Genomic DNA, 26246 nt, shown 5'->3' on the forward strand with positions numbered 1-26246 from the left:
GCGCGCGTCGCAGCCGGCGAACGCCGCGCTAGCTCAAGCAACCCAATACTCGCTGTTGCTCAAGAATCGATCCGCTCAGCCCTGGATATTTTTCGTTTATCAGAGGTTGCCGCGCCTGCACGCGGGATATCTTCTCCTTGGCTTGGTTCTGCTCCCCCTATCAGATCCAAGTCGGCGATCAGATCAGGTTCACGTGGGAAATCGACTAAGTGCGGGGTCAATGTTCAGCGTCGATTCACAATCGAGGTCTCCGGCCTCGACCTCCCCGGCCTGCTCTACCAGCTGACCACCGCGACCTCGAAGCTCAACCTCAACATCGCCTCGGCGCATGTCGCGACCTTCGGCGAGCGCGCCCGCGACGTGTTCTATATCACCGACCTGCTCGGCGCCCAGATCACCGCGCCGACCCGGCAGGCCGCGATCAAGAGCTGCTGCATCTGTTGTCGACCGAGGACCAGGCGGCGAAGCCGGCGGCCTGACGCGTCGCCTCTCTCCACTCGTCATTCCCCGATGCGCAATTGCGCATCGGGGAATGACGACGGATGGGACTGCTGCAGGCCCACCTCATTCATGCCGCTCTAGCCGAACAGCCGCATCAGCAGGGCCTTGCCGACCGGCGCTGCGCGGACACTGCGGAAGGCGCGGACATATTCGCCGGCATAGAATGCGCGCACGACATTGATCCGCGTCGCAACCGCGTCCTCGAAACGGACGCCGAAGCCATCGCGGGTGCGGCGGACCACGAGCGCGGCCACGTTCTGTCCGTAGACATTGCACTTGATCGAGGCGCCGATTGCGGGAGGGGCGGGATCGATGAAGCGCGCGCCCGAGATCGAAATGTCGACCATCCGGACCAGCCGCGGCTCCGTACCTTCGTGAATCAGGATCGGCTCGTCACGTTCGAAGCGCTCGGCCTTGCGACGCCGCGGCTGCTCGATGCAAATGAAGCACACGATCGCGAGCACGACGCAATTATAGAGGCTCCAGGCCAGCGCCAGCCCGCCATAGGCGATGCTGTCGCCGCGCAGATGCAGGATGAATGCGTAGGCGATCGCCAGCAGCGTGATGAGCAAGGCGCTGCCATAGAGCCGCAGCAGCGGCCACTCGATGAAGCGGCGATTGCGGTCGCCGCCCTTGGCCGTCACCTTGAACTTGTGGCCTTGCGGCTTGGCGAGGCCGGTCACGACCGCCTTCAGGACCGCGGGGGCTGCGATGTATTGCGACACGTCGGTCATGATCGCGAGCGAGCGACCGCGCGAGATCCAGGCCATGGTGAAGGCGTGCCAGACATAGAACGGCATGAAGTACTTCAGAAGCTCGAACAGATCGGCGTGAACCGCCTTGATGCCGAACAGCAGATAGAGCCACGGCACGACGAGGCCGAAAACCTTGGTGCCATAGACCGCCGCCCAGCTCATGAAAGCGTCGACCAGCGACAGCCGGTCCATGAAGGCGAGCTTCGATTGCCGCGAGAACGGCCCGCTGCGGCCCCTGAAGATCTGCATGAAGCCGAGACACCAGCGCCCGCGCTGCGTGATGTATTCCTTCAATCCCTCCGGCGCGAGGCCGATGGTCAGGCGCTCGTTGAGATAGACCGTGCGCAATCCCCCTTCCTTCAGGCGCAGCGTGACGAGATAATCCTCCGTCACCGAATCGGTCGGAAAGCCGCCGATCTGCATCAGTCCGGAGTAACGGATCAGCGATGAGGTGCCGCAGCAGAACGCGGTGCCCCAGGCGTCCTTGGCCGGCATCAAGATGTCGAAGAAGAAACGCTGTTCGTCGGGCCAGACGTCGGTTGCGGCGAGATTGGTCTGGATCGGATCCGGATTGATGAAGTGCTGCGGCGTCTGCACGACGCCGACGGTGCCGTCCTGCATCAGGCTCATCGCCCGCGTCAGGAAGTCCGGCATCGGGACAAAATCCGCATCGAGGATCGAGACGAACTCCGGCCGGTCCGGCAGCCCGGAAACGTGCTGGAGCGCATGATTGATGTTGCCGGCCTTGGCATGGCGGTTGTCCGGACGGGTCAGATAGTTGCAGCCGAGCTCCTGGGCGAGCCGGCGCAGCCAGAGCCGCCGTCCGTCGTCGAGCACCCAGACGCGGTAGTTGGGATAGTTCAGCCCGGTGGCGCCGATGATGGTGCGCTCGAGGATCGCCTTCTCTTCATTGTAGGTGCAGATGAAGACGTCGACGCGCGGCGCATTCGTCGACGTCCTGGATCGGCGCAGGATGGCATTGACCGCGGGCGAACGGTCGATGGTGCGGCTGAGGAACAGCAACGACAGGCACACCGCGATCATCGAGGCCGCCTCGGCCGCCACGAAGGGATAGCCGACCACCGCGTCGGCGGTGAGCCCCAACGGCGGCAAGGTCTGGGTCACCCGCCAGACGAAGTAGTGCAACAGCAGCAGGAACGATATGCCGGTCATCATGACGCGCCCCAGCGTCTGCTCGTGCCGGAGCAGCGGCAGGATCGCAAGACAGGCGCCGAAGGCAACCAGCCCGGGCGCGAATGCCGCCATCATGACTTTGCCGCGTCCGTGTTGAACACCACCCGCCCGGTGCGGCCGACTGCGCATTCCTTGCCCGTGGTATCGAGCTCCGGCATCGAGACCGTCACCCGGTACGGTTCCTTGTTCAGCGCATCCGGATTGATCGCAAGGTTCGCGGGCGCCCCCGATGCACCGGTGAGGTTGACGATCTCACCCTTGATCGAAGCGCTGCCGTCGTTCGGCTCAAAGCTCGCCTGCTCACCAAGCCTGAGGCGGTTATAGACGCCTTCGGTGACATTGGCGGTGACCACCGCACCGCTGCAATCAAGCAGCTTGAGCAGGGGCTGCCCGGCCCTGACGTCCTCGCCCGGCGACGTCATCATCTCCCAGATGCGTCCGCCGACCGGCGCCTTGATGTCGGCTTCCGCCCGGTTAACGTAGTGCAATTGCTCCGAGGCAATCTCGTGGGTGAGCCAGTCGATCTCCGCATCGGAATGCACCAGATCGGCGCGCAGATCGCTGACGCGCTGGCGCATCTCCTCTTCGCGTTGCACGGAACTCGGCCGGTCATTGTAGCTGTCGCCAAGATAGGTGCCGTTCCTTGCCGCGGTGAGTTCGACCTTGGCGGCGTCGAGCCGGCGCTGCGCGCCTATCTCGGTCTGATGGGCGATCGCCTGCTCGCGCGTCAGCCGGGCCATTTCGACCGTCGAGACGCTGCCCGACTTGATCAGCGACGAGGCGCGTTCAACCGCCGCCGTCGCTTCTTCCCGTCGCGCGGCCGCGGCCTCGATCGCGGTCTGAATTTCGGCGATGCGCGCCTCGAGCTGGAGGATGCGGCCGTCGCGGAACTGGGCCGCCTGGCGCGCGAGGTCCTGTTGCGACGTCTCGGCGGCCGCAAGCTTTGCGGCGAGACTCGGGCGCTCATTCTCCATCCGGGACATCTGCCGCCGGAGATCGTCGAGCCGCACCCGATCGCCGCGCGCGTTGACGACATGAAGGATCGTATCGCCTTCGTGGACCACACTGAGCTGCGTGGAGCTCTGCGGCTTCGCACTCACGGTGCCGTCGATCGGCGAGCGCAGGGTCACGATCCTGGCATTGACCACAGCCTCGACGCTCGAGGTCTGCAGCACGGCCTTCAGCGGCAGCCATCCGAAGATCGCGACGAGGGCGAGGCCAATGCCGACCTTGAGCAGGCGTCGAACCCACCGGCCCGAGCCTGCAGGCGCTTCGGGATGGGGGGCGCTATCATTGACAGGCTCGCTGACCGGCTCGTCGTCCGCCGGCTGCAATCGGTCCTGCAAGTCGCGCTGCAATCCCCGCGCGCCCGCTTCCTCGTCCTTGATGACGGAAATATCGCCTTCGGGAAGCGGCTTCTGCGGCTGTGCCTGATTCATGATGACCGGACCTGAACTGTCAGTGCGCGCGGGGTTCAGAAACCATAATCCTGAACGGCCAATGTGCTTTTGGGGTGCCCCTTAGACATAGGCGCACCGTCCCACCGAACGGGGCCGTTATACGCTGGCCCATTGATGGCCACTGATGCTATCTTAGGTTTCTGAGGCCCAAGCCGAGGGTTGCAAACAACCTAGACGTTTGCAACAGTTAGTTTCTACTTAGGGTGCGGCGAAACCGCGCGCTCTCGTAAAGCGGTTGCAAGGCTCGACGCTGACGGAAGCCCCTGTGAATCGGCGTGGAATCCGGACGCCGATCGGCGTCCCAAGTGCTTGATTGACTTCGCGCGTGCGGAGTCACACCTGTGAGCGTGCCGCGCTCGATGCCACTAGCAGCGGCCGTTCTCGATTACGTCAAAGCACCCTGGATGGGCACCTGCCGTTCCTGGACGCGCAGTGGTCGTGCGTAGTCCTGCGCGCCGGGCTCATCCGCAAAGTGCTGCCATTCGGCCAGTGCCGAGGGGGCGTCTCCCAGCCAGTGCGCGGCAGCCTCATACAGAGATTGCTGCGCAAGCTGAGGTGGCGCTTCAGCCGCCGCCAGATTAGCGAGGACGTCGTCCGGCAGCGGGTTATCCCCGAACTCGAGGTTCTCCAAATGCGGATAGCTAAAACTCGATAAAAGACCCTCAGGTAGGCTGGTCAGCCGGTTACCGCTGAGATTGAGCGATTGGAGCGTGCTCGGAAGAGGGGCGGGGAGGTTGGCCAATTGATTGCTGCTGACATCGAGTTCAATGAGCCCCGATGGGAGGGAGTCGGGGAGGTCGGTCAGCTGATTGCCACTAACCGCGAGCGAGGTGAGCCTGCTCGGGAGAGCGTCCGGCAGGCTAGTTAGTCGGTTGTCGCTTGCGTTCAGGATCTCGAGCCGAGCCGGAAGGTTGGCCGGCAGACTGGTCAAGCTGTTATCGGCCACCTCCAGCCGAGAGAGGGTCGCCGGAAGAGCGTCCGGCAAACTGATCAACCGGTTATGGCTAATGAGAAGATGCTGAAGACCGGGTGGGAAGCTAGCGGGCAGGCTGCTTAGCTCGTTGTGCCTGGCGCGCAGTTCAAGCAATCTTGGCGGCAGGGCGGCGGGCAAAGCGGTCAGGGAGAGGGAGGACAAATCCAGCAAGTGCGAGCCCGCGTTGTCCGAAACCCTAATTCGTGTGCGCCCCTGTCGCCGATTCTCGGCTTCGCCCTGCCCCTCTTCGGCAACCCAGTTGTCCAGGATCTGCGCGCGCGCGGAGGCCGGGGTCCGATATCCCGGAGGACCGTCAACGTGGCAGCGTTCTGCCCTTAGCAGGCCTACCTGTCGATCAGCTGACGAGTGTCGCTGCAGAACCCCGGGTCGCTCGGTTGCCAAGCGGTGACAGAAGTAAGCCCAGTTTGAGGTTGAACCGGTCAATCCTCTCAACCTTCGAGGAGGGAGCGCTCTTTTTTGAGGTCGCGCGCGTGCTATCTACGTAGCCCAGTCGGCCGCAAAAAGCCGTCACGCGGTTTCGAATTCAAGACATCGGAGGCTCCCGACCGCCGTGAAGCGGTCGTGATTTGCCGACCATACTCGCCCAGCAGCGGCTGGAGATGCTGTCCGCGAGTGAGTGCCCCGACGGGGCACTCATAAGCGCGGCAGGAGCTTTGGTTGGCCCTACGGGGCGAACGTCGCCGAGGTTCCCTGCTTATCGATGCAAGTTGTCCCTATCTTCGGGCCACCGATTGGACCAACCTGATATTCGCCAAGCACGTTGATTGCAGCAGCATGGCTTAGATTCTGCACCAGGATGGGAGGATTGAAATTGCCGTCAGCAACATAGCCGGTGGAGATAGTTGCAGTCCCAGCTTCGTTCAGCACCTCGGCATTTGTCGCGGTTGTACCTTCGACAAGCCTTCCGCGTCCATCAGCGGCGCGTACGACGGCAAAAGGCTTGATTGTCCACGTACCGTCAGCGTTGTATACGACGCTGAAGCTTGAATAGCCCGGCGTCGCATCGCAAACGGCGGCAGTGGCCGAAGATGCCGTGAAGTTCATCACCGTACCAGCGGTGTAATTGCCGGTCTGGACATAGAAGATGCGAATGGGCTGACAATCCAGATTGGTATTCGGCTGGGCTGTCACGAAATTGGATAATGTGACGCCACCGGTAAGAGTCTGCAGGGCCGATCCTGCATTGTAGTTCTCCAGGGTAGGGTTGTAGACCGGCGTTATAATCCGGAAAGAGCCGGCTTGCGGTCCGGACGTGGAAACCGGCGACGAGAGCCCGAGCGATGGAGTTACGGTCATCGTCGTCGTATTCTTGGTTGGTGTTCCGCCGGCCGCCGGCGTTACGTTGATCGCCTGCGTGGCCGAAAGTTGACCTGAGGGTTTACCGACCGTTGGGGGGGTAACCTGCTGTTGAACACCTGCGTAATCCTGCAGAATTAGTGAAAAGGTCAGGATCGCGCCGGATGTCGCATAGGGTAGGAGCGCTTGAGAATACAGACTATTCGTATACACCTCAGGCCCGCCCGTGTAGATAGCCGGCTGCTGGAAGAAGAAGAAGTTCTGAAGCGAGGGGCTGTTGTTTTGCACGTTGATTGTGATTGTCGTAGCCATGACGTTCCTCTCAATTCCGATGTGTTAAGTTTCTGAGACCGGCCATCAAGCATGTGAGCAGGGATCGTCCTCACACCCTGGCTCTGAGTTGGCTCATCTGAGCTTCAGCCCGCAATTGTGAGGCCGAAATGGTCGCACGAATCGGGTCCCTGCGCTTGATCAGCAAGCAGTGTGCCATTGCGGATACTGAGATTCTGTATTTGAAGAGAAGGGAAAGCATGTGCTTAGCTCTACGCTGCCGAAGCGCGTGCTCCGCCAAGTTGGACTTGTGCCATCAAGGTATTAAATCGGACAGGGTAGATTGCGACATGGTCCAAGCGCCAAGGGCGCGCGCCCATCGGAATTGGCGTGCGCATACCGGTCGAGAAGTCTAGCTGAGAAGGTCGTTGTGCCGATCAACTCGACGTGCTCGAGATCGAAGCAAATCCTCGGGCGCGACGGCCTTGCTACTTCACTGCCAGAATCATTACTCAGGTGATGCGGCCGTTAATGTCGGTTCGGCTCATCAATTTCATGTCGTTAAAGAAGAGGGAGGTCTGTTGACCATCTGCCCATTGGATAACAACGCCAAAACGGCCCACGCTCCTTACGACGCCAAGGCCCGCCTCGGCAGTCCCTAGCCCTCAAACATAGTCGCCCCGCTTCAATTGCCTTGCCTCGTCTCCCGTCATAAGGCATTGACCGCAGAAGTATTGGGTAAAAAAGCACCGGCTAAAGCTGTTGGATGGGCGGACGTCCTCGCCCCGCATCGCCGATCTTCCCGCATCGCGTCTGCTCACGAACTATGCTGCCCTGGGAATGGAAGCTCCTGCGCAAAGCCGACAAACCCGCCGATCAGCAGGCGGCCTGACCTTCACGCAACAAGCCATCATAGAGCTCGACGCTCTCACGTGCATGTGCCAATCTGGCGGTCTTCGTCGTATGCGTACTCTTGATGTGAGCGGCGTAGAATTTCTCAATCATCATGGTCAAGCGCTGGCTGCCCGGACTGTGGGCTTTGAAGGCGCGCGCGATTGCATGTATGCGATCGATCGCAAGGCATTTGAATGGCAAATCACGTCGCTGCTGGACGGCGAAGAATACGATTTGCCCAAGCCGCGAAACGGACGTGCCATAACGGCTGTCGCCTATCCGGCATGTCCGCCTCACTAGGTCTATGGTTCGAATTACCGTTTTTCGCAGGATTGAAGGGCCCGGCTTTGGTCTAGGTCGAGACGGATGCGCGCCACAATCGGATACAGCGGTCCATCGACCCTTTCGCGTGCGCGCCGGGTCTTCTTTGCGTTCGCTCTCTCAAAGGCGCCGTCGGGCTCTTCCTGCCCCGGGCGGCTTGGTCGCCGACGCGGACACTGTTCCGCATCAACATCCCGAACTGCCGTCCGATCACCCGCATGTACGTGGAGAAGCATCCGGACATGCGCACGCTTATCTGATCGATGACCTGCACCACCGATGGCCTTAGCCAGACCACAGATTAGCCTTGTACGCCAGAAGGCCAAGCGCGACCGTCATCATACGGAGCGGCCCTTTTCCAACTTAACCTCTGGCCCCAAAATCGGGGTCCATTTCAGATGCCCAATGCGGTACCTGCACCAGAGATTTAGTTGCGGCTGTTCTACGCCAGCGCTTGGCCGGCCTTCCAATCCATGACGCCCGGCACAAGCCTTAACTATAGATGAACTGGTTTCTCTCAGCGGGCCCGGCCGGCCCTGCCCCCTGAGGTATGCTAGCGCTCCATCTCGCCCATAAGGATTTCATCTGATGCGTATCGTGGATTGGAAATGAGAGTCCGCATTTCCGCATTCTTGTCCTCGTCCGTAAACCGGAATCCCTTCTTGTAGAAAAATTCTGAAGCTCCCTCATCTTGAGAGAGAAGGGATAGCGTGGAAAGTCCCGCGGACTCCCTAATGTGATCGGCGACTTCGATCATAGCCGTCCCGACCCCCTTGTACCTCGACCGGCCAACATTCTCTATGGTAAGAATTCGCAAACTGTCGCGCACCGGCGCCACGGTCATAGTCCCCACCTTATTGTGTTGACTGGCATCAGAAAACAAAGAAAGATTTTGGACGTTGCCGAAATTGCTACTTGCTCTGTGTAGCCTGACTGACTCACCTGTCCTCTTCTCAACAGCAAAAGAGGTCGGCCCTTCAGCAGCTAAAGCGGCCGTAAAAGCAGTCATATCTGCGCCAGAAGTGCCGGCCAACGCATCGCGCTGCTGGTCCACACTTTGCCCGTAGGCATTGTTGTAATTGGTTCTCATCGCAACGAGTTGTTATGTAGACAAGCTGACAAAAAGCTGACAAAGTCGATATTTCTTGCCAATGCGCAGGCGTCGCCTGACACGCTCGCTTTGCGTCGTCCAAAGCAGTACTCAGCGCTCTAGGTGGTGTGGACTCTAAGGATTCCCTTTTAGGCGCAAATCAGATTCAAGACTGCTTTTGGGTAGGCAGTCTTGGGTGTGCCGCCGCATTGCCTCATTATTCAGTGGGCGCGCTTGAAGACCCGATGGAATCCGACGAGATCAAAGGGTGGCTTTGCGGGCTTAAGCCATACAGGGATTTCTGTCGCCATCAAAAAGTACGGCCCCCCAGAGTGGGTAGGGTCCCGATCCCCTGCTGATGCAGTACCGTCAGTCCTCGTTAGCCTTTTCGAGCTGACTCCGTGGGGCTTACCAGCGGGCAATGGGAAGGCCGAGCAAATTATGACAAGCGAAAGCGCGCCTTCAAGGCCGATTGAAGCCGCGTGGGAGGCGGTGACACTCGGAGAGGCGGCCAACGTCGCGCTAGCCATCTGGGCCGCAATAGTCGCGGCCCACATCACCGCAGCGTCGGTGTATTTTTGGCGGGAGCAGCGCAGCCCAGCATGGTTGGCCGCTCTTGCGATTTTGGCATACTGGCCGATCTTGGTGCTGATCACATGTCTCAGCCTTGCTTTTAAACATCTAATCCGGCCTCTGATTGAGCAAGTCAAACGAAGAAGGCCCGGTACCAAAAGCCGCCCATTAGTAAGGGCGCCTCAGTTGGCGGCCTCTTCGTCATCATCGATGTCGTCGCCGTATTCAAATGATGGCTGAGTTGGTTCAGTAATCGTGGATGCAATCGATCAAGCTTTGCTTTGAAGGCCGTTTCGATTCGGCGCGGGTCATGGACAAACAACCGATACCCATCGGTGAACAGATCATCACCATCGTCTTGCTGGTGATCTTCGCGCTCGTGATTTGGTACGGCACCATGATCTGAGACTTCTTTCTTTGGAGTGGGCCTTGTCTAGCCAGAGACGCCTTTGGCGAAATTGATCACAGAGCTGGTCTCGGTTGTTTGGACAGGGCCCCGCGAAAATTAAGTGGATTCCTGCCGGGTTATGCTGAACGCGGGGCTTTACGATTTTGCTGTGGCGTCGGGAGGGCGCAAGCCCGACCAGAGCCGCAGCAAAATCGTTGGCGACGATCATGCGGCCGTCACCATCGTTTGCGCGCCGAAGTAAGCCTCGTCGGGCGTGCGTTCGTCAAGGCTCGAGTGAGGACGTCCTCGATTGTAGAACGCCAGATATTTGGAAATCGATGCTCGCGCCTCGAGCACGCTGTCGTAAGCACGCAGATAGACTTCAGCACGCAGATAGACTTCCTCGTATTTGACAGTGCGCCACAGCCGCTCGACGAACACGTTGTCGCGCCAGGCACCCTTGCCGTCCATGCTGATGGCGATGTTCGCGTCCAGCAGCACGCCGGTGAAGTCGAGGCTGGTGAACTGGCTACCCTGATCCGTGTTGAAGAAGATCTCGGGCCTGCCGTGCTTCGCCAACGCCTCCTGGAGCGCTTCGACGCAGAATATCGTCTCCATCGTGATCGATACGCGATGGACCAATACCCTTCGGCTGAACACATCGACGACCGCGGCGAGGTAAACGAATCCACGTCGCATCGGAATGTAGCTGATGTCCATTGCCCAGACCTGGTTCGGCCGCTCGATCTTCAATCCGCGCAATAGGTACGGGTAGATCTTCTGGCCCGGTGCGGGCTTGCTCGTGTTCGGACGGCGATAGATCGCCTCGATCCCCATGCGCTTCATCAGCGTCGCGACGTGGCGGCGGCCAACCTGCATGCCCTCACGCTGCAACAGCGATCGCAGCATGCGCCCCCCTGCGAAGGGATAATCGAGGTGCAGCTCATCGAGCCGGCGCATCAAGACAAGTCCTCGGCCGAAACCGGCCGAGGTTCATAGTAAACCGTACTGCGGGCAAGGTTCAGGACCTTCGCCTGGCGCACGACAGACAGATCATGGTCGCGGTCGATCATCGCTTTGCGCTCAGCAGGGCCGCCTTGGTGAGCGCGCCGGACAAAAAATCGTTCTCCAACGCAAGCTCGCCGATCTTGCCATGTAACGCTTCAAATCGACCGGCGCCTCGGCCGGTCCGTTGTCCTGCCCAAACACTCCGGCGGCGCCTTCCAGGAGTTGGGACTTGCAGGTCGTGATCTGGTTCGGATGGACATCAAACAGTTGCGCCAGCTCGGCCAATGTCTTCTCCCCCTTCACGGCCGCCAAAGCCACCTTTGCCTTGAATGCCGGAGAATGCGTCCGGCGACTCCTCTTCGTCATCTTCGCTCCTGTTTCGCGGCAAGAAGCCGCGCCGCTCTCAGGCAGAAAATCCACTCAAGCTACTGTCCGAATTTGCGGAGCCAGCTCTCTGCGTGTGTGTCGCTCTCGCAACGTCACACTTGTCCGCTTGAGTGCAACCTGCCTAAGGCAGGAGACCAGAAACGTCCCGATTACGTCCGTGGTGCTCTTAGCCGTCGCGGGTTTATGCAGCGCAGTTAGGAGACGTTACGCATGTTAACGAGCGATGACATTTATGGAAGTCAGCGCTCGCTGACATTTTCAATTGTCGTCGAACGCGGACATATGGTAATGTAAGCGAACGACAACGTTTTGAATTGCCATGCTCATACGCACATCGGCCGATCTCGGGGCCATCATTCGGGATACCCGCAAACGGCACAAGCTTGATCAGTCCAGCCTCGCCAAGCGCATTGGCGTCAGCCGTCAGTGGGTCATCGAGATCGAGCGCGGCCACGCGCGCGCCGAACTCGGCCTCGTACTCCGCGCTCTTGACGCTCTCGGCATCCATCTAGACGCAGGCAGCGAACAACCACATGGCCGCGGTTCAGAAAAGTCAGCCGTCGATATCAATGCAATCGTGTCAAAAGCCAAAAGAAGCAGGCCATGACCAGCGAACTCGTCGCGCTCCTGGACGGCAGGGAAGTCGGCCGCGTGCACAACGACGCTCGTGGCCGCCTCACCTTCGTCTATGACAGCGATTGGCGTCAAACGAGGGGCGCGTACCCCATTTCGCTCTCCATGCCACTCGCGGCCGAGGAACACGGTCCCGCCGCTGTTCAGGCCTTTCTATGGGGCCTGCTCCCGGACAATGAGCGCGTTCTCGATCGTTGGGCGAAGAAGTTTCAGGTCTCGGCTCGCAACGTCTTTGCCCTGATTTCCCACGTCGGCGAAGATTGCGCCGGCGCCATTCAATTCGTCACGCGCGATCGTTTGGAGGAATTGCGAAGCGGTACGAATGACAAGGTTGAGTGGCTTGACGAAACCGCCGTCGCAAAACGTCTGCAAGCATTGAGAGAAGATCATGCCGCGTGGCGGTTGCCGCGTGACACGGGGCAATTCAGTCTTGCCGGCGCCCAGCCGAAAACCGCGCTGCTTCTGCAAAAGGCGCGATGGGGGATACCGTCTGGAGGCATTCCGACAACCCATATCCTTAAGCCGCCGACCGGCCATTTCGATGGCCATGCCGAGAACGAGCACATCTGCCTCAATCTCGCGCGCAATCTCGGCTTGCCCGTCGCCGGAACCAAAGTCGTGCGGTTTGAGAAAGAGATCGCCATTGTCGTCGAACGCTACGATCGGCAGTTCAGTGGCAATGACGTCATTCGCGTCCATCAAGAGGACGCGTGCCAGGCACGCGGCATCATGCCAACCAAGAAATATCAAAGCGAGGGCGGCCCGTCCGCTGCGGATATTATCGAACTTTTACGCACCTACTCCACCGACAGTGTTGATGATCTCGATACATTCATCGATGCCCTCGGCTTAAATTGGCTCATCGGAGGCACCGATGCACACGCTAAGAACTACTCACTACTCCTAGCCAGCGGCCCCACGGTGCGACTTGCGCCACTCTACGATGTTGCCAGCATCCTTCCCTACGACGATGTCGACTTGCAGAAGATGAAGCTCGCTATGAAGGTCGGCGGGGAATACAGGCTAGCCCAGATAGGTGCGCGCGAATGGCAGAAATTCGCCCGCGAGACCCGTTTCGATGCGGAAAAAGTGATTGCTGGATTGAACTCGCTGGCCGAACTGCTCCCCGACAACGTGAGCGACGTGTGCGCTGCCGCGCAAGCGGAAGGGCTAGATAACGTCATTATCGAGCGCCTTTCCGCCAAGTTGATCGAGCGAGCCAAAGAATGCCAACGCCTTCTGAAAAGGTGAAATGGACCCGCGGAGCGGGGCCGCTTGAGCCGGTTTGTTAGTTGGAAACTGACCGCTCCTGATTACTTCCTATCACGCTGCCAGAGACACTGTCTGCTGCTGTTGCTGTGGGCATGTGGTCAACGCGTCAGCGTTGTCCACCATTCCACAGCCTTCGCGGCCTGCATCCGTTCGCGCCAGACCGCCATCGGCGTGCGATAGCCGAGCGCCTGATGAAGGCGACGATCGTTGTAGAAGGAGATCCAGCTCGCGATCCCTGCCTTGGCCTCGCGGCCGTCGGCATAGCCCTTGAGATAGATGTCCTCATGCTTGAGCGACCGCCACAGCCGCTCGATGAAGACGTTGTCCATCCAACGACCGCGGCCATCCATGGAGATCTTGATCCCTGCGCCCGCCAACGCGCCGGTGAAGGCCGCGCTGGTGAACTGGCTGCCTTGGTCGGTATTGAAAATCTCCGGCCTGCCGTACTTCGCCAGCGCCTCCTCCAGAGCCGCCACGCAGAACGAGACGTCGATCGTGTTCGATAATCGCCACGCCAGAACCGCACGGCTCGCCCAGTCGATGATGGCGACGAGATAAAGAAAAGCCACGGCCGATGGGCAGATACGTGATGTCGGCGGCCCACACCTGGTTCGGCCGGTCGATCGTCATGTTGCGCAGCAGATAAGGATAGATCTTGTGGCCCGGCGCCGGCTTCGTCGTGTTCGGCTTCGGTCCCAGCGCCGCGATGCCCATCTTGCGCATCAACCGCTGCACGCGCTTGCGATTGACCTGAAGCCCCTCAGCCTTCAGCATTGCGGTCATTCGCCGCGAGCCCAGGAACGGCCAGGCGATGAAGAGCTCGTCGATCCGCCGCATCAGGGCAAGGTCGTTGTCGTTGGCCGGCCGGTAGACCCCGGAGCGCGCGATGCCAAGCAACAGGCATTGCCAACGGATCGACAGCGCCTTGTCCGCGCGATCGAGCATTCCTCGACGGTCCGGCGTGCTCATCTTCCGGACCTCCGCGCTAAAAAATCGCGCTCGACCGTCAGTTGTCCAATCTTGGCGTGCAGCTTCTCGATCTTGCGTTCGCGCGTTTCCTCGCTCTCGCGCCCGACACCCGCATCAAAGGCCCGCGCCGCATGGTCCAGCAGTTGCTTCTTCCAGGCATAGATCTGGTTCGGGTGAACCCCATAGCGCTGGGCCAGATCGGCCACCGTCGCCTGCTCCCGCACGGCTTCCAGCGCAATCTTTGCCTTCAGTGCCGCGTCGATCTTGCGTCTCGTCTTCGTCGTCATCATGCCCTCCGTCTATCAAACGGAGCGGCCCTTTTCCAACTAACCTCTGGTCCCAAAATCGGGGTCCATTTCACTCGCGCCCCGTTCGCCCAACCCATCCCTCAAGCGCGTTGCAAAGTACCGGTCGTCAGGCGGTGAAAAGCCGAAGGCACCCGCGCGCCTCGTCAGAGCAGATGTGCGGCCCATCAATCGGACTAAAAAAACGCACTCTCACGAATAGGACGGGTTAGTCCCGGCATCTGCTGGAGCGGGTTGAGTGTGAATCGTTCTGGCTGGCAAGTCCAGCATTTGCAGATGTGTTCGTAAGGCGTGAGGCCGTTCAGGGTCTTCAAGCGCCGAGCGTAGTTGTAGGCGGTGATGAAAGGTGAGCTTCGAGCTGATCGTGTCGATCATAGTGGTAGCGTTGGACGGTCGCTTCCTTGATCGTGCGGTTCATGCGCTCGACCTGGCCATTGGTCCAGGGATGCTTGATCTTGGTCAGCCGATGTTCGATCCCGTTTTCTTGGCATCGCATATCGAACATATGCGTCACGTATATTGCTGTCGGGCCGTCCGCATAGCGGGGCGGGAAGGTGAACTGGATCCCATTGTAAGTGAGCACTGTTTGGATCTTGTAGAAATAAGCGATCGGATAAGCCTTGAACTTTTTCTTCGAAGGCTTGCCGCCTTCAACCTCCGGCAATCGGCTGATGCCGTGGCGCTGGAGGCAGCGATGCAGGGTGACCGCGTCAGATGCGGGATGGTCAGCTGCAAATTCCGTTTGCTATCCTACCCCAGCTCGTTGAGCCGGAGTATCGCCGAAACCTCGTCCAGCTCCAGCGTGACCTCCCTCCGCGGATCTTCGAACCGCAGAGGACCTGAACTGATTCGCTGCATAAACCCCGTTCTGACCGTGTCGCGAGGGGATCAATTCCTCGTCTCGTCAGGGAGCAATTTTCCACGTCGCCCGACAGCGCTCGTCAGGTACTCGACAGCTTCCTCTCATAGCAAAAATTGTGGGGAAGAACATCCGAGTGTCCGACTGCCTGCGGCGCGGACGGTTCGGACCCACGCTGGTTTGTTGCTGGATCCAACGTTGAGAGCACATTCTGTGCTGTGGATTTGGTCGCCGCGCTGCCGTCTCGATTGCCCCGCGCACGAGATCCAAACCGAGCTCTGATGCGCCTATATCTTCGAAAGTGAGAACGGATGGATTTCACCTCAACTAGCCGACTGCAGCAACAATCGAACAGCGCCGCCCAGCAAGAGACTGCACCGGTGTCCCCGTCGACAGACGCGGCGGCCTTTGAGCGGCAGCTAAGCGAGATCACCCGTCCAGGTGATCGTGTGCTGATGCAGACCCCCCCCCATCAAGTCGCCGCATCGCCATCGGAGGCGCAGCCCATCATGCAGGCGAGCGGGCGCGAATGCCCTCCAGCGTCGCAGGGTGAAGGCGGCGGGCCGATGCCAGGCGCCTCGGCGCTGCAGTCTGGCCAGTCAACAGAGGTTTACATAGGTATCAGCAGGCGTCCTCTTTATTCCCAAGATGCTGACCTTATTTTGGGGCTTGAGGAGGCCCTCATCAAAGGGGGGGCTGCCGAGCGCACGGCCAAGAACAATGTGAGTAATCTTCTCACTCTCGACCGCTGGCTCTTTGAAAACAAAAAGCAGGCCATTGCTGCTCGGCTTAACGACGAGTCGCTGACCAATGATGTCCAGGAGTTCATAAGAAAGGGCGGTACCAAGAAGGTCCGTACAGCACTAGATCATCTCCGGACCTCGCAGTCGACGGGCGGAATCGTGCCGATCGCAGGCCTCACTGAGTTGAATCCTTATCCCAAGGACGCGGCTCTCATCAAAGAGTGCAAAAACGAAACACCAACACATATCGTCCAGAACTATGCAACTGCTCTTCGCAGTTTCAGTGACTACCTGCGTGAAAATAACAAGAAGGGCATTGCTGCTCGGCTTTCCGACAAGTCGTTGGATAAAGATGTCGACGGCTATAAGAAAACGCCCGGTCGAGACCCGAAGATCGGGGCCGCTCTAACTTATCTCCGAGGCTCGCGAGCGGGCGCCCGAGCGATGGAACTCGTGCGCGTTATCTCACCCGTTCCTGATTCTGAAGACGCGGTCCTCATGGAGCCGACGCGAGTCAGGGACGCCGCCGCGCCGCGCAGCGCGTGGGAGAGATCTGGCAGCTGGCCAGAGGTCCTCCCCGTGGAAGGTCACGATCAAGATTTGCCTTTGGGGATGATGGACGAAACCCGCCCGTCGTCGCCTCCCGGACCAACCGCGCAAGTCGGTGCATCGCCATCGGAGGCGCAGCCCATTATGCAGGCGAGCGGGCACGAATACCCTCCAGCGTTGCGGGGTGGAGACGGCGGGCCGATGCCAGGCACCTCGGCGCTGCAGCCGGGCAAGTCACCTGGGGTTTTGGTAGGTCGCAGCAAGCGCCCTCTTTATCTCGAAGATAAGCCCCTTATTTTGGGGCTTAGCAAGGCACTCACCGGGGTCGCCGAGCGCACCGCCCAGGACAATGTAGGTCATCTTCTCAGATTGGGCCGCTGGCTCTTTGAAAACAAAAAGCAGGCCATTGCTGCTCGGCTTAACGACGAGTCGCTGACCAACGACGTTCGGGAGTCGATAGGAAAGGGTGATCCCAAGAGAGTCCGTAAGGCACTAGATCATCTCCGGACCTCGCTGTCGACGGGCGGAATCGTCCCGATCGGAGGCCGCGCTAAGCTGAATCCGCACCCCGGGGACGAGGCCCTCATCAAAGAGTACAAAAACGAAGCAACGACAGGTACCGGCATTACCTATACGGTTGCTCTTGGCAGTTTCAGTGACTACCTGCGCGAAAACAACAAGCCGGGCATTGCTGGTCGGCTTCCCAGCACGTCGTTGGATGGAGATGTCGAGGACTATAAGAAGGACGCCGGTGGTTACCGCATCATCAGTGCCGCACTGGCCCATCTCCGAAAATCGTCGGCCGGCGCTAAGGCGATGGAGCTCGAGCGCCATATTTCTCATCCTGATCCCGAAGACGCGGCCCTGATGGAGCCGAGGCGGGTCGGCGACGCCGCTGCGGAGCACAGCGCGTCGCAGGAAGCTGGCAGTTGGCCAGAGGAGCTTCCTGCGGAAGCCCACGATCAGGATTTGCTTTGGGGGCTGATGGACGAACCCGGCCCGTCGTCCTCGGCGCTGCAGCTGGCTCGATCAACTGGGGTTCGCAGGAAGCAGCCTCTTTATTCCGAGGACGCTCGCCTTATTTCGGAGCTTGAGAAGGCCCTCATCAAGGGCGGGGCTACCGAAATCACCGCCAAGGCCAATGTGTGGCCCCTTCGCAGCTTTGGCCGCTGGCTTGTCGCAAATAAAAGAAAGTCCATTGCTGCTCGGCTCGACGACAAGTCGCTGACCGATGATGCTGAGTTCTTTGGAAAGGGTAATCCCACGAGACTCCTTACGGCAATTGGTCATCTCCGGACCTCGCAGTCGACGGGCGGGATCGTGCCGATCGCAGGCCGCGCTAAGCTGAATCCTTATCCCCAGGACGTGGCTCTCATCAAAGAGTACAAAAACAAAGCTGCGACAGGTACCGTACGTACCTATGCAGTTGTTCTTAACAGTTTCAGTGACTACCTGCGTGAAAATAACAAGAAGGGCATTGCTGCTCGGCTTTCCGGCAAGGCGTTGGATGGAGATGTCGAGGATTATAAGGACGCTGGTGGTAATCGGAAGATCGGTGCCGCACTGGCCCATCTCCGAAAATCGCCGGCCGGTAAGGCGATGGAGCTCGATCGCCATATTTCCCCCATTCCTGATCCCGAAGACGCGGCTCTGATGGAGTCGAGGCGGGTCGGCGACGCCGCTGCGCGGCACAGCGCGTCGCAGCAAGCTTTCAGCAGGCGAGAGGAGCTTCCTGCGGAAGGCTACGATCAGGATTTGGTTTTGGGGCTGATGGACGCCCCCGGCCCGTCGTCGTCTCTTGAGCCAGCCGCGTGCCATGACCAGGCACCGGATCCCGGAGAGTCCGACCGCCAGCAGTTCCCGGACGAGCCGATCGGTGCACTTGCCAAGAGCAACCTCCTGCCAAGCGAGGAGGTCGTCATCAACGATGAGCATGACACAGCTGAATTGAGGCCAGCGAAGAGGCCGAGGACCCTAGACAATCTGCACGGCGTTGCCATTGAGCGGCAACTGAGCGAGATCGCCAATTCAGGCGGTCGCCTGCTGACGTCGGCCCCCACCCATCAACTGGGTGCATCGCCATGGCAGGCGCAGCCGACGATGCAGGGGAGTGGGTACCAAGATGCCACGGCGCTGCAGCGAGCTGTCAGTCGGCCATTGGTCCTCCCGGAAGGTTATAATCAGGATCTGCGTTTGATGGTGGAAGACGGCCCACCGTGGCCCGGGGTTCCCCCGGAGCAGGCGCAGGACATAGTCCAAGCTGGACAGCAGGAACCTGCCTGGTCCGCCTCAACCTGGTCGCCGCAGATGCCGCTCAACTTTGATTGGAGTATGTGGCCGGTCCTGGAAGCATCGCCAGCGCACTCTGCCAGGGTTCACTCAGACACCTATGGCGGTCTTGAAGCAGCGGTTAATCCGAATTCGCCCGCATCATTTGAGTTGCGTGACAACGCTTGGAGCCCGCCGCCCGACTTTGCGCCGCCGTTTGCCAGGCCGGTACCGGGTCATCACCATGGCGCTCGACAGCTCGGCTCGCCGCAGCGGCTTTCTCCGATGCCAGCCTCCTCGGACGATGAAGCTTTGGCGTGGTTGAGCGAGGAGTTGTCGCGGCGGAAGATGCAAGCACCGGCGTCACCATCAACTGCCAGGGTTCAGCATCTCGCACTGGTGAATCCGAATCCGTCCGAGTTGCGCGACGATGCTCACTTTGAGCCAGCGCAGGCTGCCAGGGCTCGCTCAAGCACCTACGGCGGTCCTCCATTGGTTGATCTGACTGCGGCCACGCCGTCTGAATCACGCGACGATGTTAATTCTGTGCCGGCGTTTCCGAGCACCTCCTACGATGCTCAGATCGGGGCTTTAGGTCCGACAGCCTCGCCTCACGGCCGCGGGCTGGTGCTCGAGGACACGGAATGGCTGGGCGACGAGCATGTCCTGAGAGATTACCAGCTCCTGGCGCAAGAGTTGGGGGGGGACAATCCGAATCTCGCCGCCCGGACGCGGTTCGTGGATCCTCTCATAACCCTTGTTAGCCTGCGCTTGGGCACCGAGAGCGAAATGCTACGCGCATTCCAGCGCATCGTCCATGATCAGAATGGTGACGACACAGCCGACTTCCTGTTCCTGCCAGTGAACAATGCCCGTGCTACGAATCTCCCCGGCACCCATTGGTCGTTGCTGTTTGTTGATCGCCGCGACCGCGAAAGGCCGGTTGCCTATCGCTACGACTCCATGGGGGAATACAACAACACGCCCGCAGCAGAGCTCGCAGCAAGGCTGGGCGCCCGCCTGGAGTCACGCGGCATGACCCAGCAGCTGAACACTTATGATTGCGGCGTCTTCGTGGTGGACGGCACGCGGGCGCTGGTTAGGCAATTGGAGCAAGGACGAGCACCACACCTGCTGAACCTCAGCAGCCTCGTTGCCAATCGGCAGGCGCTGCAGAACCGACTCAGGGGCTGATGTCGTACGCATACGACGAAGACCGCCTGATTGAAGCGTGCGCGCGGGCACGACGAACTCTATGATGGTTTGCGTGAAGGTCAGGCGGCTTGCTGACCGGCGGGCTCGGCGCAGGAGCTTCCATTCCCAGGGCAGCAGTTCGTGCAGATGCGATGCGGGAAGATCGGCGATACGGGCGAGGACGTCGGCGAGTCAGGCCTTGGGATCGACTTTGTTGAGGCGACAGGTCGTGATGATCGTCAGCATGATGGCGGCACGGTCGGCGCCACGCTGGCTGCCGGCGAAGGTCCAGTTGCGCCTTCCCAAGGCGATGCCTCTCAATGCGCGCTCAGCACAATTGTTGGTCAAGCAGATCCTGCCTGTCATTCGGCCCAAACAGGGCTCTGCGTCGAGGGTAGAGGGTACCGCCGCGCTACCGGACAGGGCTGGTATCGGTAGGGTCACGAGATCGGGACGAAGCGCGAAATTGGTTTGCATTTGCACGCCGCCAAGCCGCACCGATCGCGTCCAAGACAAGCCGCCCGAGATCGTATCGCCCCAAGATTGCGCGGCGGCGATCAGGGTGAGACTCCAGCGACAATCAAGGTGAGACTGCGTCGATGGGGACGGACCGAAGGGAGGGCGCAGCCCGACCGGAGGACCGTCCCCGTCGGCGTCGCGTTTTTGGACCCGTCTGGCGGCCGGGTGCGGCTGGTGCAAGCTGTTGATTCGTCTCGACAAGAGGGAATCGATGCCTTGCCTGGCCTCCACATCACCGACCACCAGATGAGGCTGTACATGACCTACCGACTGACACTGTCCCCCGAGGCCGCCGCGGCCAAGGCGGGGTTCTCGAAGGCAAGCGCGGATCGAATCGAGGGCGATTGTCGCCCGCCATCGCAGAAGAAGACGCCGAGGGGCCGGCGCCGGTCCGATCCGCTCGGGCAGTATTGGGACGCCGAGATCGTTCCGATCCTGAAGGCTGCGCCCGGCATCCGCGTGATCGGCGGCTGGACGAGCTGCGCCGACGGCATCATGATTTGAACCCGAACATCCGCCGCACGCTGGAGCGGCGCATCAACGCCTGGCGCGCGCTCAACGGTCCCGAACAGGACGTGATCTTCCGCCAGCAGCACGAGCCCGGCCGCCTGGTCTGTCCGACTTCACCGACGTGAGCGCGCTCGGTATTACCATCGCGGGTGAGCCGCTCGATCACCGGCTCTATCACTTCCGGTTGGCGTTCTCCGGCTTCGAGCATGCCCATGTCGTGCTCGGCGGCGAAAGCTTCGTCGCCCTGGCGGTGGGCTTGCAGAACGCGCTGTGGGCGCTCGGCGGCGTGCCGCGGGAGCATCGCAGCGACAGCCTGTCGGCAGCATTCCGCAATCTGGCCGCCGACGCACGGGCGGATCTGACGCAGCGCTACGCCGGGCTGATGGGCCACTATGGCATGGCGCCAACGCGCAACAAATGCGGGCATCGTACATGAGAACGGCCCGATCGAGAGCGCGCACGGCCATCTCAAGCGGGCACTGGAAGATGCGCTGTTGCTGCGGGGGACGCGCGACTTCGCCAGTCTCGATGCGTACCGGGCTTTTGTCGACGAGATTGTCGGCCGGCGCAACGCCAACCTCGCCAAGCCGATCGCGCTCGAGAAGGAGGCCTTGGCGCCGCTGCCAAAAGGCCGCACGACCGACTTCGAGGAGAAAGTGATCCCGGTGACGTAGTCAGGCGGCTTCATCCTGCGGCGCGTGTTCTACACCGTGCCTTCAAGATTGATCGGCCATCGCCTGCGTGTGCGCATCTTCGACGACCGGCTCGAATGCTTCCTTGGCGTCACGCCGGTCGTGACGCTGCGGCGCGGTCGGCCTATGTCCGAGAGCCAGGGCGGTCATGTCGTGGATTACCGGCACGTCATCCATGCCCTGCGGCGCAAGCCGATGGCGCTCCTCAATCTCGTTTATCGCGACCAACTCTTCCCGCGTACAGCTTACAAACGTCTGTTCGAGACCTTGCGGGAGCATGGTGATGACCGGCGCGCCTGCAAGGTGACGGTCGAGCTTCTGGCGCTGGCTCACGAGCGCGCCTGCGAAGCAGAACTCGCCGAGGTGATCGCGATGGATCTGGACGCGATCTTGCCGCGCTGCGCGGCCGCTTCCGACCCGAGGCGGCCTCGATCCCACGTGTCGCCGTGTCGCCGTCCAGCTGGTGCCGCTCGACGTCTACGATGAACTCGCCTCCGTCAGCGTCATGTTGGGCCGCTCGAACCTGGGAGAGGCAGCATGACCGGTATCGCTACCTCCGTCGATGCCGCCCGTGTCGAGCTGCTTCTCAATGAGCTCCGCCTGCCGGGCGTCAAGGCGATCTGGCCGAAGCTCGCCGCACAGTCGGACAAGGAAGGGTGGCCTGCCGCCCGCTTCCTCGCCGCCCTTGCCGAGCACGAGGCGGCCGATCGCACCCGCCGTCGGATCGAGCGACACATGGTGGAAGCGCGTTTGCCCGCCGGCAAGACGCTCGCCACCTTCGACTTCGAAAGCGTGCCGATGCTATCAAAGGCACAGGCGATGGCGCTCGCCGCTGGCGACGCCTGGTTGAAGGCCGGCGCCAATTTGCTCTTGTTCGGTCCACCTGGCGGCGGCAAGACCCATCTCGGCACGGCGATCGGCCTGGCTCTCGTCGAGAACGGTTGGCGCGTTCTCTTCGCGCGCACCACCGATCTGGTGCAACGGCTGCAGGTCGCGCGGCGCGAGCTGGCGCTGGAGTCCGCGATCGCCAAACTCGATCGCTATGACCTCCTGATCCTCGACGACATCACATATGTGAGCAAGGATCAGCCGGAAACCAGTGTGCTGTTCGAGTTGATCGCCGCCCGCTACGAACGACGCTCGCTGCTGATCACGGCCAATCAGCCATTTGGCGAATGGGGGCGTATCTTCCCGGAGCCGATGACTTCATGATGCCTCCTTCTTCGAACGCTTGGTGCGTCGTACCCGATTGCGAAGCTGACGGATTTGGTCGTCTGAGAGCTCGATCTGCCATGGCTGGCCTTTGGCTAACTGACGACCTGCCAGCAATTCCCGCGCGAGATAATCGAACACCGTCTGCGGGGTCACTCCAAGCTCAGCCGCTGCGCCCTGAATTGAGAAGCTTCCATCGGGCCAGCGCATCGGATTCTTGTCCACGCCGTTGATTTTGACGGTGGGAATGCCCCAGCGGGTACGCAACAGCCAGACATTCTCGCCTTTGAAGGCGCAGCCTCGAGCCGCGACGAAGCCTTCCTGATTGAGTATTGCCGCGATCTCGGCATCCATTTTGTGTTCAGCATTCAACTCGACGATCCGTTGCCGCAACCGATCAATGTCGATGTAATCACGGTATGTCTGAACGCGCCGTTGCACGTGATGCTCGCTGGTTGCACCGGTCTGCCAGACGATCTTGAGCCACACCTGACCTCGGGTCCGCTTCTGATCAAGAACGACTTCGCGGATCACAAATCGCAGAATGCGCTTGCGATCGGCTGCCGACGTGGTGGCCGCGTTCCAAATCCGCGGCAGGTTCTCGCCGAGCGCTTGTAGCCCTGCGCATTCCGCCGGGCCAATCAGAAGCGGCTCTTGCCCGCGCCAACGCGCATGCTCCTGCTCGACCGCCTCTGCGACACGCAGCCTCTCTTCCCAAGCCCGCTCAAGTGAGCGCGCCACAAGACGGTTCTCGGGCTCTACGGCGTCATACTGGCGCCGAGCGCGCTCGGCCTCGTAGCGGGCGCGCTCCACGCGAAGCGCCCACTGGCGCTCGAGCTGACGGCTCTCCTGCTCCAGTTGGCCCGCGGCTGCGAGTGCGATCTCAATCTGATCCGGCACCAGGGCGTCGAGGACTATCCGCTCGACCAGCGCGTCAACCGCCAAGGCCCGGACTTCCTGGCACATTGCACTGCCTTGCTGGTCCCGATCCGAGCGGCAGCAATAGACCGGATAGTCGGCATTCGGGCCCGTGTAGCGCATGCTCATGCGCCGTCCACAACGACCGCAGACCGCAATTCCTTGTAACAGGGCTGCCCCCTTGCGCGGTACGCCAGAGTGACCTGCCTCATAGCGGCAGACGTTATCTGCCAATCGCCCCTGGTTGGCCATGAACTCCTCCCAGCTGATATAGCCTGGGTGAGCGGCGTGGAGGCAAACCGCCCAATCCGCGATCGCTACCTTGACCGTTCCCGTCAGCGATCCCCGCCGGCATCGGCTCGGGTCCTTTTGCCGGCGGCCATAAACATACGCCCCAGCATAGGCCGGATTCTGAAGGATATTAAGGACGCGTGTGCTATCTGGCGCACGCCAGACGATCTCGTGTGGAGAAGGTCCAAGCAGCGGCCGAACCGGCAAGGACAATCCATTCCTGTCCAAGTAGCGCATCACACGGCGCGCACTTTGCAGTTCCCGGAATTTAGCAAACACGAGATGAAGACGGGCGCGCACCTCCTCATCCGGATTGAGAACAATTGTGCCCGCTCGATCGTAGGCGAGCCCGGCCGGCAGCGGCAGCCGCAGTTCGCCCCGCGCCGCCTTCTGCCGTTCCCCTTGGTGAAGGCGCATCCGAAGCTGATGCAGCTCCGCCTCGCTCATGATGCCGGACAGGCCCAACAGCAGGCGGTCGTGATAGGCGCGCGGATCGTAAAGCCGCTCGCCATCCGCAATCAGCACGCCAAATACCGAGCACAGTTCGAGAAGCTGATGCCAGTCCCGGTTATTGCGGGCCAAGCGCGAAGCGTCGAGACTCACCACGAGACCGGCGTTGCCAAGGCCGATCTCGGCAATGAGCTTCTGGAAACCATGACGGTCCACGCCGCCAGCACCGGATTTGCCCAGATCCTCGTCAATCACCTGGACGCGCTCGGGCGGCCAGCCCAGACCGATGGCGCGATCGACAAGGCGGTACTGCAGCTCGGTGCTCTCCTGATGCTGGCGCACCTGGTTCACGGATGACTGCCGCACGTAGACATAGGCCAACTTGGCTCGGTGAGCCGTCGTGAGCCGCTCGTCAGCGACGGTCGAGCTGATCAGCACGACCCAGTCCCCTTCCGGGCGTGCCGGGGATCGCTTGCATTCGCCGCATCAGCGCGGCGATCGTTTGAGCAATCTGGGTTTGCGTCGCGGTCGACAGATTCGGCCAGAGGCGCGGAATATCGGCCATCGGACGGCCGGATGGATTTGCCAACGTTGGCAGGGGTCGATACGCAACGCGACCTGGGAGCGGTCGGTGGGTCATCGCGAATCACCTTCTCGTCGAGAAGGCTCAGACTCGCGCTCAAATGTTGCATCAATGGGATCAGCGTCCGTACACTGATGCGCGGCAGGTCGGCCGCGTTCGGGCGGAAAGCGATCGACGTCTCGGTAAGATCCGTCGACGCGATCCGAACCCCCCGCCGCCGTCCGTCCGGCAGCGCGACAACAACGTAGGCGGGACCGCGTCCCGACCGCTCCTTCAGCACCTCAAGCCGGTGCCCAAATAGGAAATGATGCGGGTCAGTGATCGTGACGTGAGACACGACCCGTTCAAGAATAGGGGTACTCTGCCGTGTTCGGCGACCAGGCAATGACGTTGGCTGCCATCGATCGTTTGGTCCACCACGCCACGATCCTCGAGATGAACGTCGAAAGTTACCGTCGAAAAGTTGCCCTCGATCGCAGACGCGGTCCAGGCCGGCCGCCTGTTCACACTACCCCCAACGAACTCGACGGCGGCCAGCGTCAATTATCTCCTGACTCGGCCGCCTCGTCTCATCTTGATTGACGCGCCGCTCCCATCCTGATTGTCGCGTTATAAACGATAGGCGCTCGGTATCCGAATACGCCCACGTGGAGGCGAGGCGCGTCAGACCGCCAAACTCCTGTGATACAAAACCGCCCCGGGTTTGCCGGAGGCCATTTAGTTTAAGTTCTGCCGCCATGGCGGATTGTTCCAGCATGGCGTAGTAGCGTTTCTCGGCTTCGGCCGGCGGTATGTTGCCGATGGGCTCGAGGAGCCGTCGGTTGTTGAACCAATCCACCCATTCCAGGTCGCATGTCGCAATCTCGACGGCCTCGAAGCTGCGCCATGGGCCGCGCGGGATCACCTCGGCCTTGTAGAGACCGTTGATGGTTTCGGTGAGAGCATTGTCATAGGAATCTCCGAGGCTGCCGACAGAAGGCCCCACACCAGCTTCAGCCAAGCGCTCGATGTACTTAATGGATACGTATTGGCTGCCTCTGTCGCTGTGGTGCACGAGCCCGCCACGATGGACCGGCCGTCGATCTTGCAGTGCCTGCTCCAGCGCATCGAGCACGAAGCTGCATGCGCCGCGCGCGAGGCTCGCCAGC

Annotated in this window: 11 protein-coding genes and 9 pseudogenes; 9 read left to right on the forward strand and 11 right to left on the reverse strand. The window is 60.8% G+C overall.

Features of this window, described 5'->3' with window-relative positions; genetic code table 11:
• Positions 1-231: 231 nt before the first annotated feature.
• Positions 232-479, forward strand: a pseudogene (locus tag HU230_RS41340) (hypothetical protein); the annotation flags it as partial.
• A 99-nt stretch (positions 480-578) separates the two neighbouring features.
• Here HU230_RS41340 and HU230_RS41345 read toward each other — a convergent pair.
• From HU230_RS41345 to HU230_RS41360, 4 genes and pseudogenes are all read right to left on the reverse strand, one after another.
• Positions 579-2525, reverse strand: coding sequence for a glycosyltransferase (locus tag HU230_RS41345; protein WP_176533513.1), 1947 nt, complete (start codon positions 2523-2525; stop codon positions 579-581).
• Positions 2522-3889, reverse strand: a complete 1368-nt coding sequence (locus HU230_RS41350; RefSeq protein WP_224943757.1) for an HlyD family secretion protein — start codon at positions 3887-3889, stop codon at positions 2522-2524. Before HU230_RS41350 ends, HU230_RS41345 begins: the two co-directional genes overlap by 4 nt.
• A gap of 457 nt (positions 3890-4346) precedes the next feature.
• Positions 4347-5186 (reverse strand): annotated as a pseudogene (locus HU230_RS41355) (E3 ubiquitin--protein ligase); the annotation flags it as partial.
• Between the two features lie 381 nt (positions 5187-5567).
• On the reverse strand, positions 5568-6512 hold the full coding sequence (locus HU230_RS41360; protein ID WP_176396269.1) for a hypothetical protein: 945 nt from the start codon (positions 6510-6512) through the stop codon (positions 5568-5570).
• A 720-nt stretch (positions 6513-7232) separates the two neighbouring features.
• Here HU230_RS41360 and HU230_RS41365 point away from each other — a divergent pair.
• On the forward strand, positions 7233-7664 hold the full coding sequence (locus tag HU230_RS41365) for a hypothetical protein (protein WP_166103970.1): 432 nt from the start codon (positions 7233-7235) through the stop codon (positions 7662-7664).
• A 574-nt stretch (positions 7665-8238) separates the two neighbouring features.
• Here the strand turns inward: HU230_RS41365 and HU230_RS41370 are convergent.
• Positions 8239-8775 (reverse strand): GNAT family N-acetyltransferase, encoded by a 537-nt coding sequence (locus HU230_RS41370; RefSeq protein ID WP_166103967.1) that lies wholly within the window; start codon positions 8773-8775, stop codon positions 8239-8241.
• 832 nt (positions 8776-9607) lie between these two features.
• Between HU230_RS41370 and HU230_RS41375 the strand changes: the two genes are divergently transcribed.
• Positions 9608-9754: a hypothetical protein gene (locus HU230_RS41375; RefSeq protein ID WP_166051656.1), complete on the forward strand. Its 147-nt coding sequence runs from the start codon at positions 9608-9610 to the stop codon at positions 9752-9754.
• A 207-nt stretch (positions 9755-9961) separates the two neighbouring features.
• Here the strand turns inward: HU230_RS41375 and HU230_RS41380 are convergent.
• Positions 9962-11110: pseudogene (locus tag HU230_RS41380) on the reverse strand (IS3 family transposase).
• A 340-nt stretch (positions 11111-11450) separates the two neighbouring features.
• Between HU230_RS41380 and HU230_RS41385 the strand changes: the two are divergent.
• The gene (locus tag HU230_RS41385) at positions 11451-11738 is read left to right on the forward strand and encodes a helix-turn-helix domain-containing protein (RefSeq protein WP_173640841.1); all 288 of its coding nucleotides are present in this window, start codon (positions 11451-11453) and stop codon (positions 11736-11738) included.
• Positions 11735-13015: a type II toxin-antitoxin system HipA family toxin gene (locus HU230_RS41390; RefSeq protein ID WP_166103963.1), complete on the forward strand. Its 1281-nt coding sequence runs from the start codon at positions 11735-11737 to the stop codon at positions 13013-13015. Before HU230_RS41385 ends, HU230_RS41390 begins: the two co-directional genes overlap by 4 nt.
• Positions 13016-13134: 119 nt before the next feature.
• Here HU230_RS41390 and HU230_RS41395 read toward each other — a convergent pair.
• Positions 13135-14292: pseudogene (locus tag HU230_RS41395) on the reverse strand (IS3 family transposase).
• A gap of 194 nt (positions 14293-14486) precedes the next feature.
• Positions 14487-15045, reverse strand: a pseudogene (locus HU230_RS41400) (integrase core domain-containing protein); the annotation flags it as partial.
• 435 nt (positions 15046-15480) lie between these two features.
• Between HU230_RS41400 and HU230_RS41405 the strand changes: the two are divergent.
• Positions 15481-19923, forward strand: coding sequence for a Ulp1 family isopeptidase (locus HU230_RS41405; RefSeq protein WP_224944079.1), 4443 nt, complete (start codon positions 15481-15483; stop codon positions 19921-19923).
• 114 nt (positions 19924-20037) lie between these two features.
• Here the strand turns inward: HU230_RS41405 and HU230_RS41410 are convergent.
• Positions 20038-20283 (reverse strand): annotated as a pseudogene (locus HU230_RS41410) (transposase domain-containing protein); the annotation flags it as partial.
• Between the two features lie 375 nt (positions 20284-20658).
• Between HU230_RS41410 and istA the strand changes: the two are divergent.
• Positions 20659-22096: pseudogene (istA, locus tag HU230_RS41415) on the forward strand (IS21 family transposase); the annotation flags it as partial.
• Between the two features lie 85 nt (positions 22097-22181).
• Positions 22182-22844, forward strand: a pseudogene (gene istB / locus HU230_RS41420) (IS21-like element helper ATPase IstB); the annotation flags it as partial.
• A gap of 6 nt (positions 22845-22850) precedes the next feature.
• On the opposite strand, the gene HU230_RS41425 reads toward istB, so the two are convergent.
• Complete coding sequence (locus tag HU230_RS41425) at positions 22851-24953, reverse strand: recombinase family protein (protein ID WP_176529005.1); 2103 nt, start codon at positions 24951-24953, stop codon at positions 22851-22853.
• Positions 24928-25080: a hypothetical protein gene (locus HU230_RS41430; RefSeq protein WP_224497196.1), complete on the reverse strand. Its 153-nt coding sequence runs from the start codon at positions 25078-25080 to the stop codon at positions 24928-24930. Before HU230_RS41430 ends, HU230_RS41425 begins: the two co-directional genes overlap by 26 nt.
• Positions 25081-25455: 375 nt before the next feature.
• Between HU230_RS41430 and HU230_RS41435 the strand changes: the two are divergent.
• Positions 25456-25680: pseudogene (locus HU230_RS41435) on the forward strand (ATP-binding protein); the annotation flags it as partial.
• Between the last annotated feature and the right edge of the window lie 566 nt (positions 25681-26246).

This window comes from Bradyrhizobium quebecense, assembly GCF_013373795.3.
GTDB lineage: Bacteria > Pseudomonadota > Alphaproteobacteria > Rhizobiales > Xanthobacteraceae > Bradyrhizobium > Bradyrhizobium quebecense.

Excerpts from the sequence above, each read along its gene's own strand:
- HU230_RS41345 (WP_176533513.1), bottom strand. The coding sequence starts at position 2,525 with ATGATGGCGGCATTCGCGCCCGGGCTGGTTGCCTTCGGCGCCTGTCTT.
- HU230_RS41350 (WP_224943757.1), bottom strand. The coding sequence starts at position 3,889 with ATGAATCAGGCACAGCCGCAGAAGCCGCTTCCCGAAGGCGATATTTCC.
- HU230_RS41360 (WP_176396269.1), bottom strand. The coding sequence starts at position 6,512 with ATGGCTACGACAATCACAATCAACGTGCAAAACAACAGCCCCTCGCTT.
- HU230_RS41370 (WP_166103967.1), bottom strand. The coding sequence starts at position 8,775 with ATGAGAACCAATTACAACAATGCCTACGGGCAAAGTGTGGACCAGCAG.
- HU230_RS41375 (WP_166051656.1), top strand. The coding sequence starts at position 9,608 with ATGCAATCGATCAAGCTTTGCTTTGAAGGCCGTTTCGATTCGGCGCGG.
- HU230_RS41385 (WP_173640841.1), top strand. The coding sequence starts at position 11,451 with ATGCTCATACGCACATCGGCCGATCTCGGGGCCATCATTCGGGATACC.
- HU230_RS41390 (WP_166103963.1), top strand. The coding sequence starts at position 11,735 with ATGACCAGCGAACTCGTCGCGCTCCTGGACGGCAGGGAAGTCGGCCGC.
- HU230_RS41405 (WP_224944079.1), top strand. The coding sequence starts at position 15,481 with ATGGATTTCACCTCAACTAGCCGACTGCAGCAACAATCGAACAGCGCC.
- HU230_RS41430 (WP_224497196.1), bottom strand. The coding sequence starts at position 25,080 with ATGGCCGATATTCCGCGCCTCTGGCCGAATCTGTCGACCGCGACGCAA.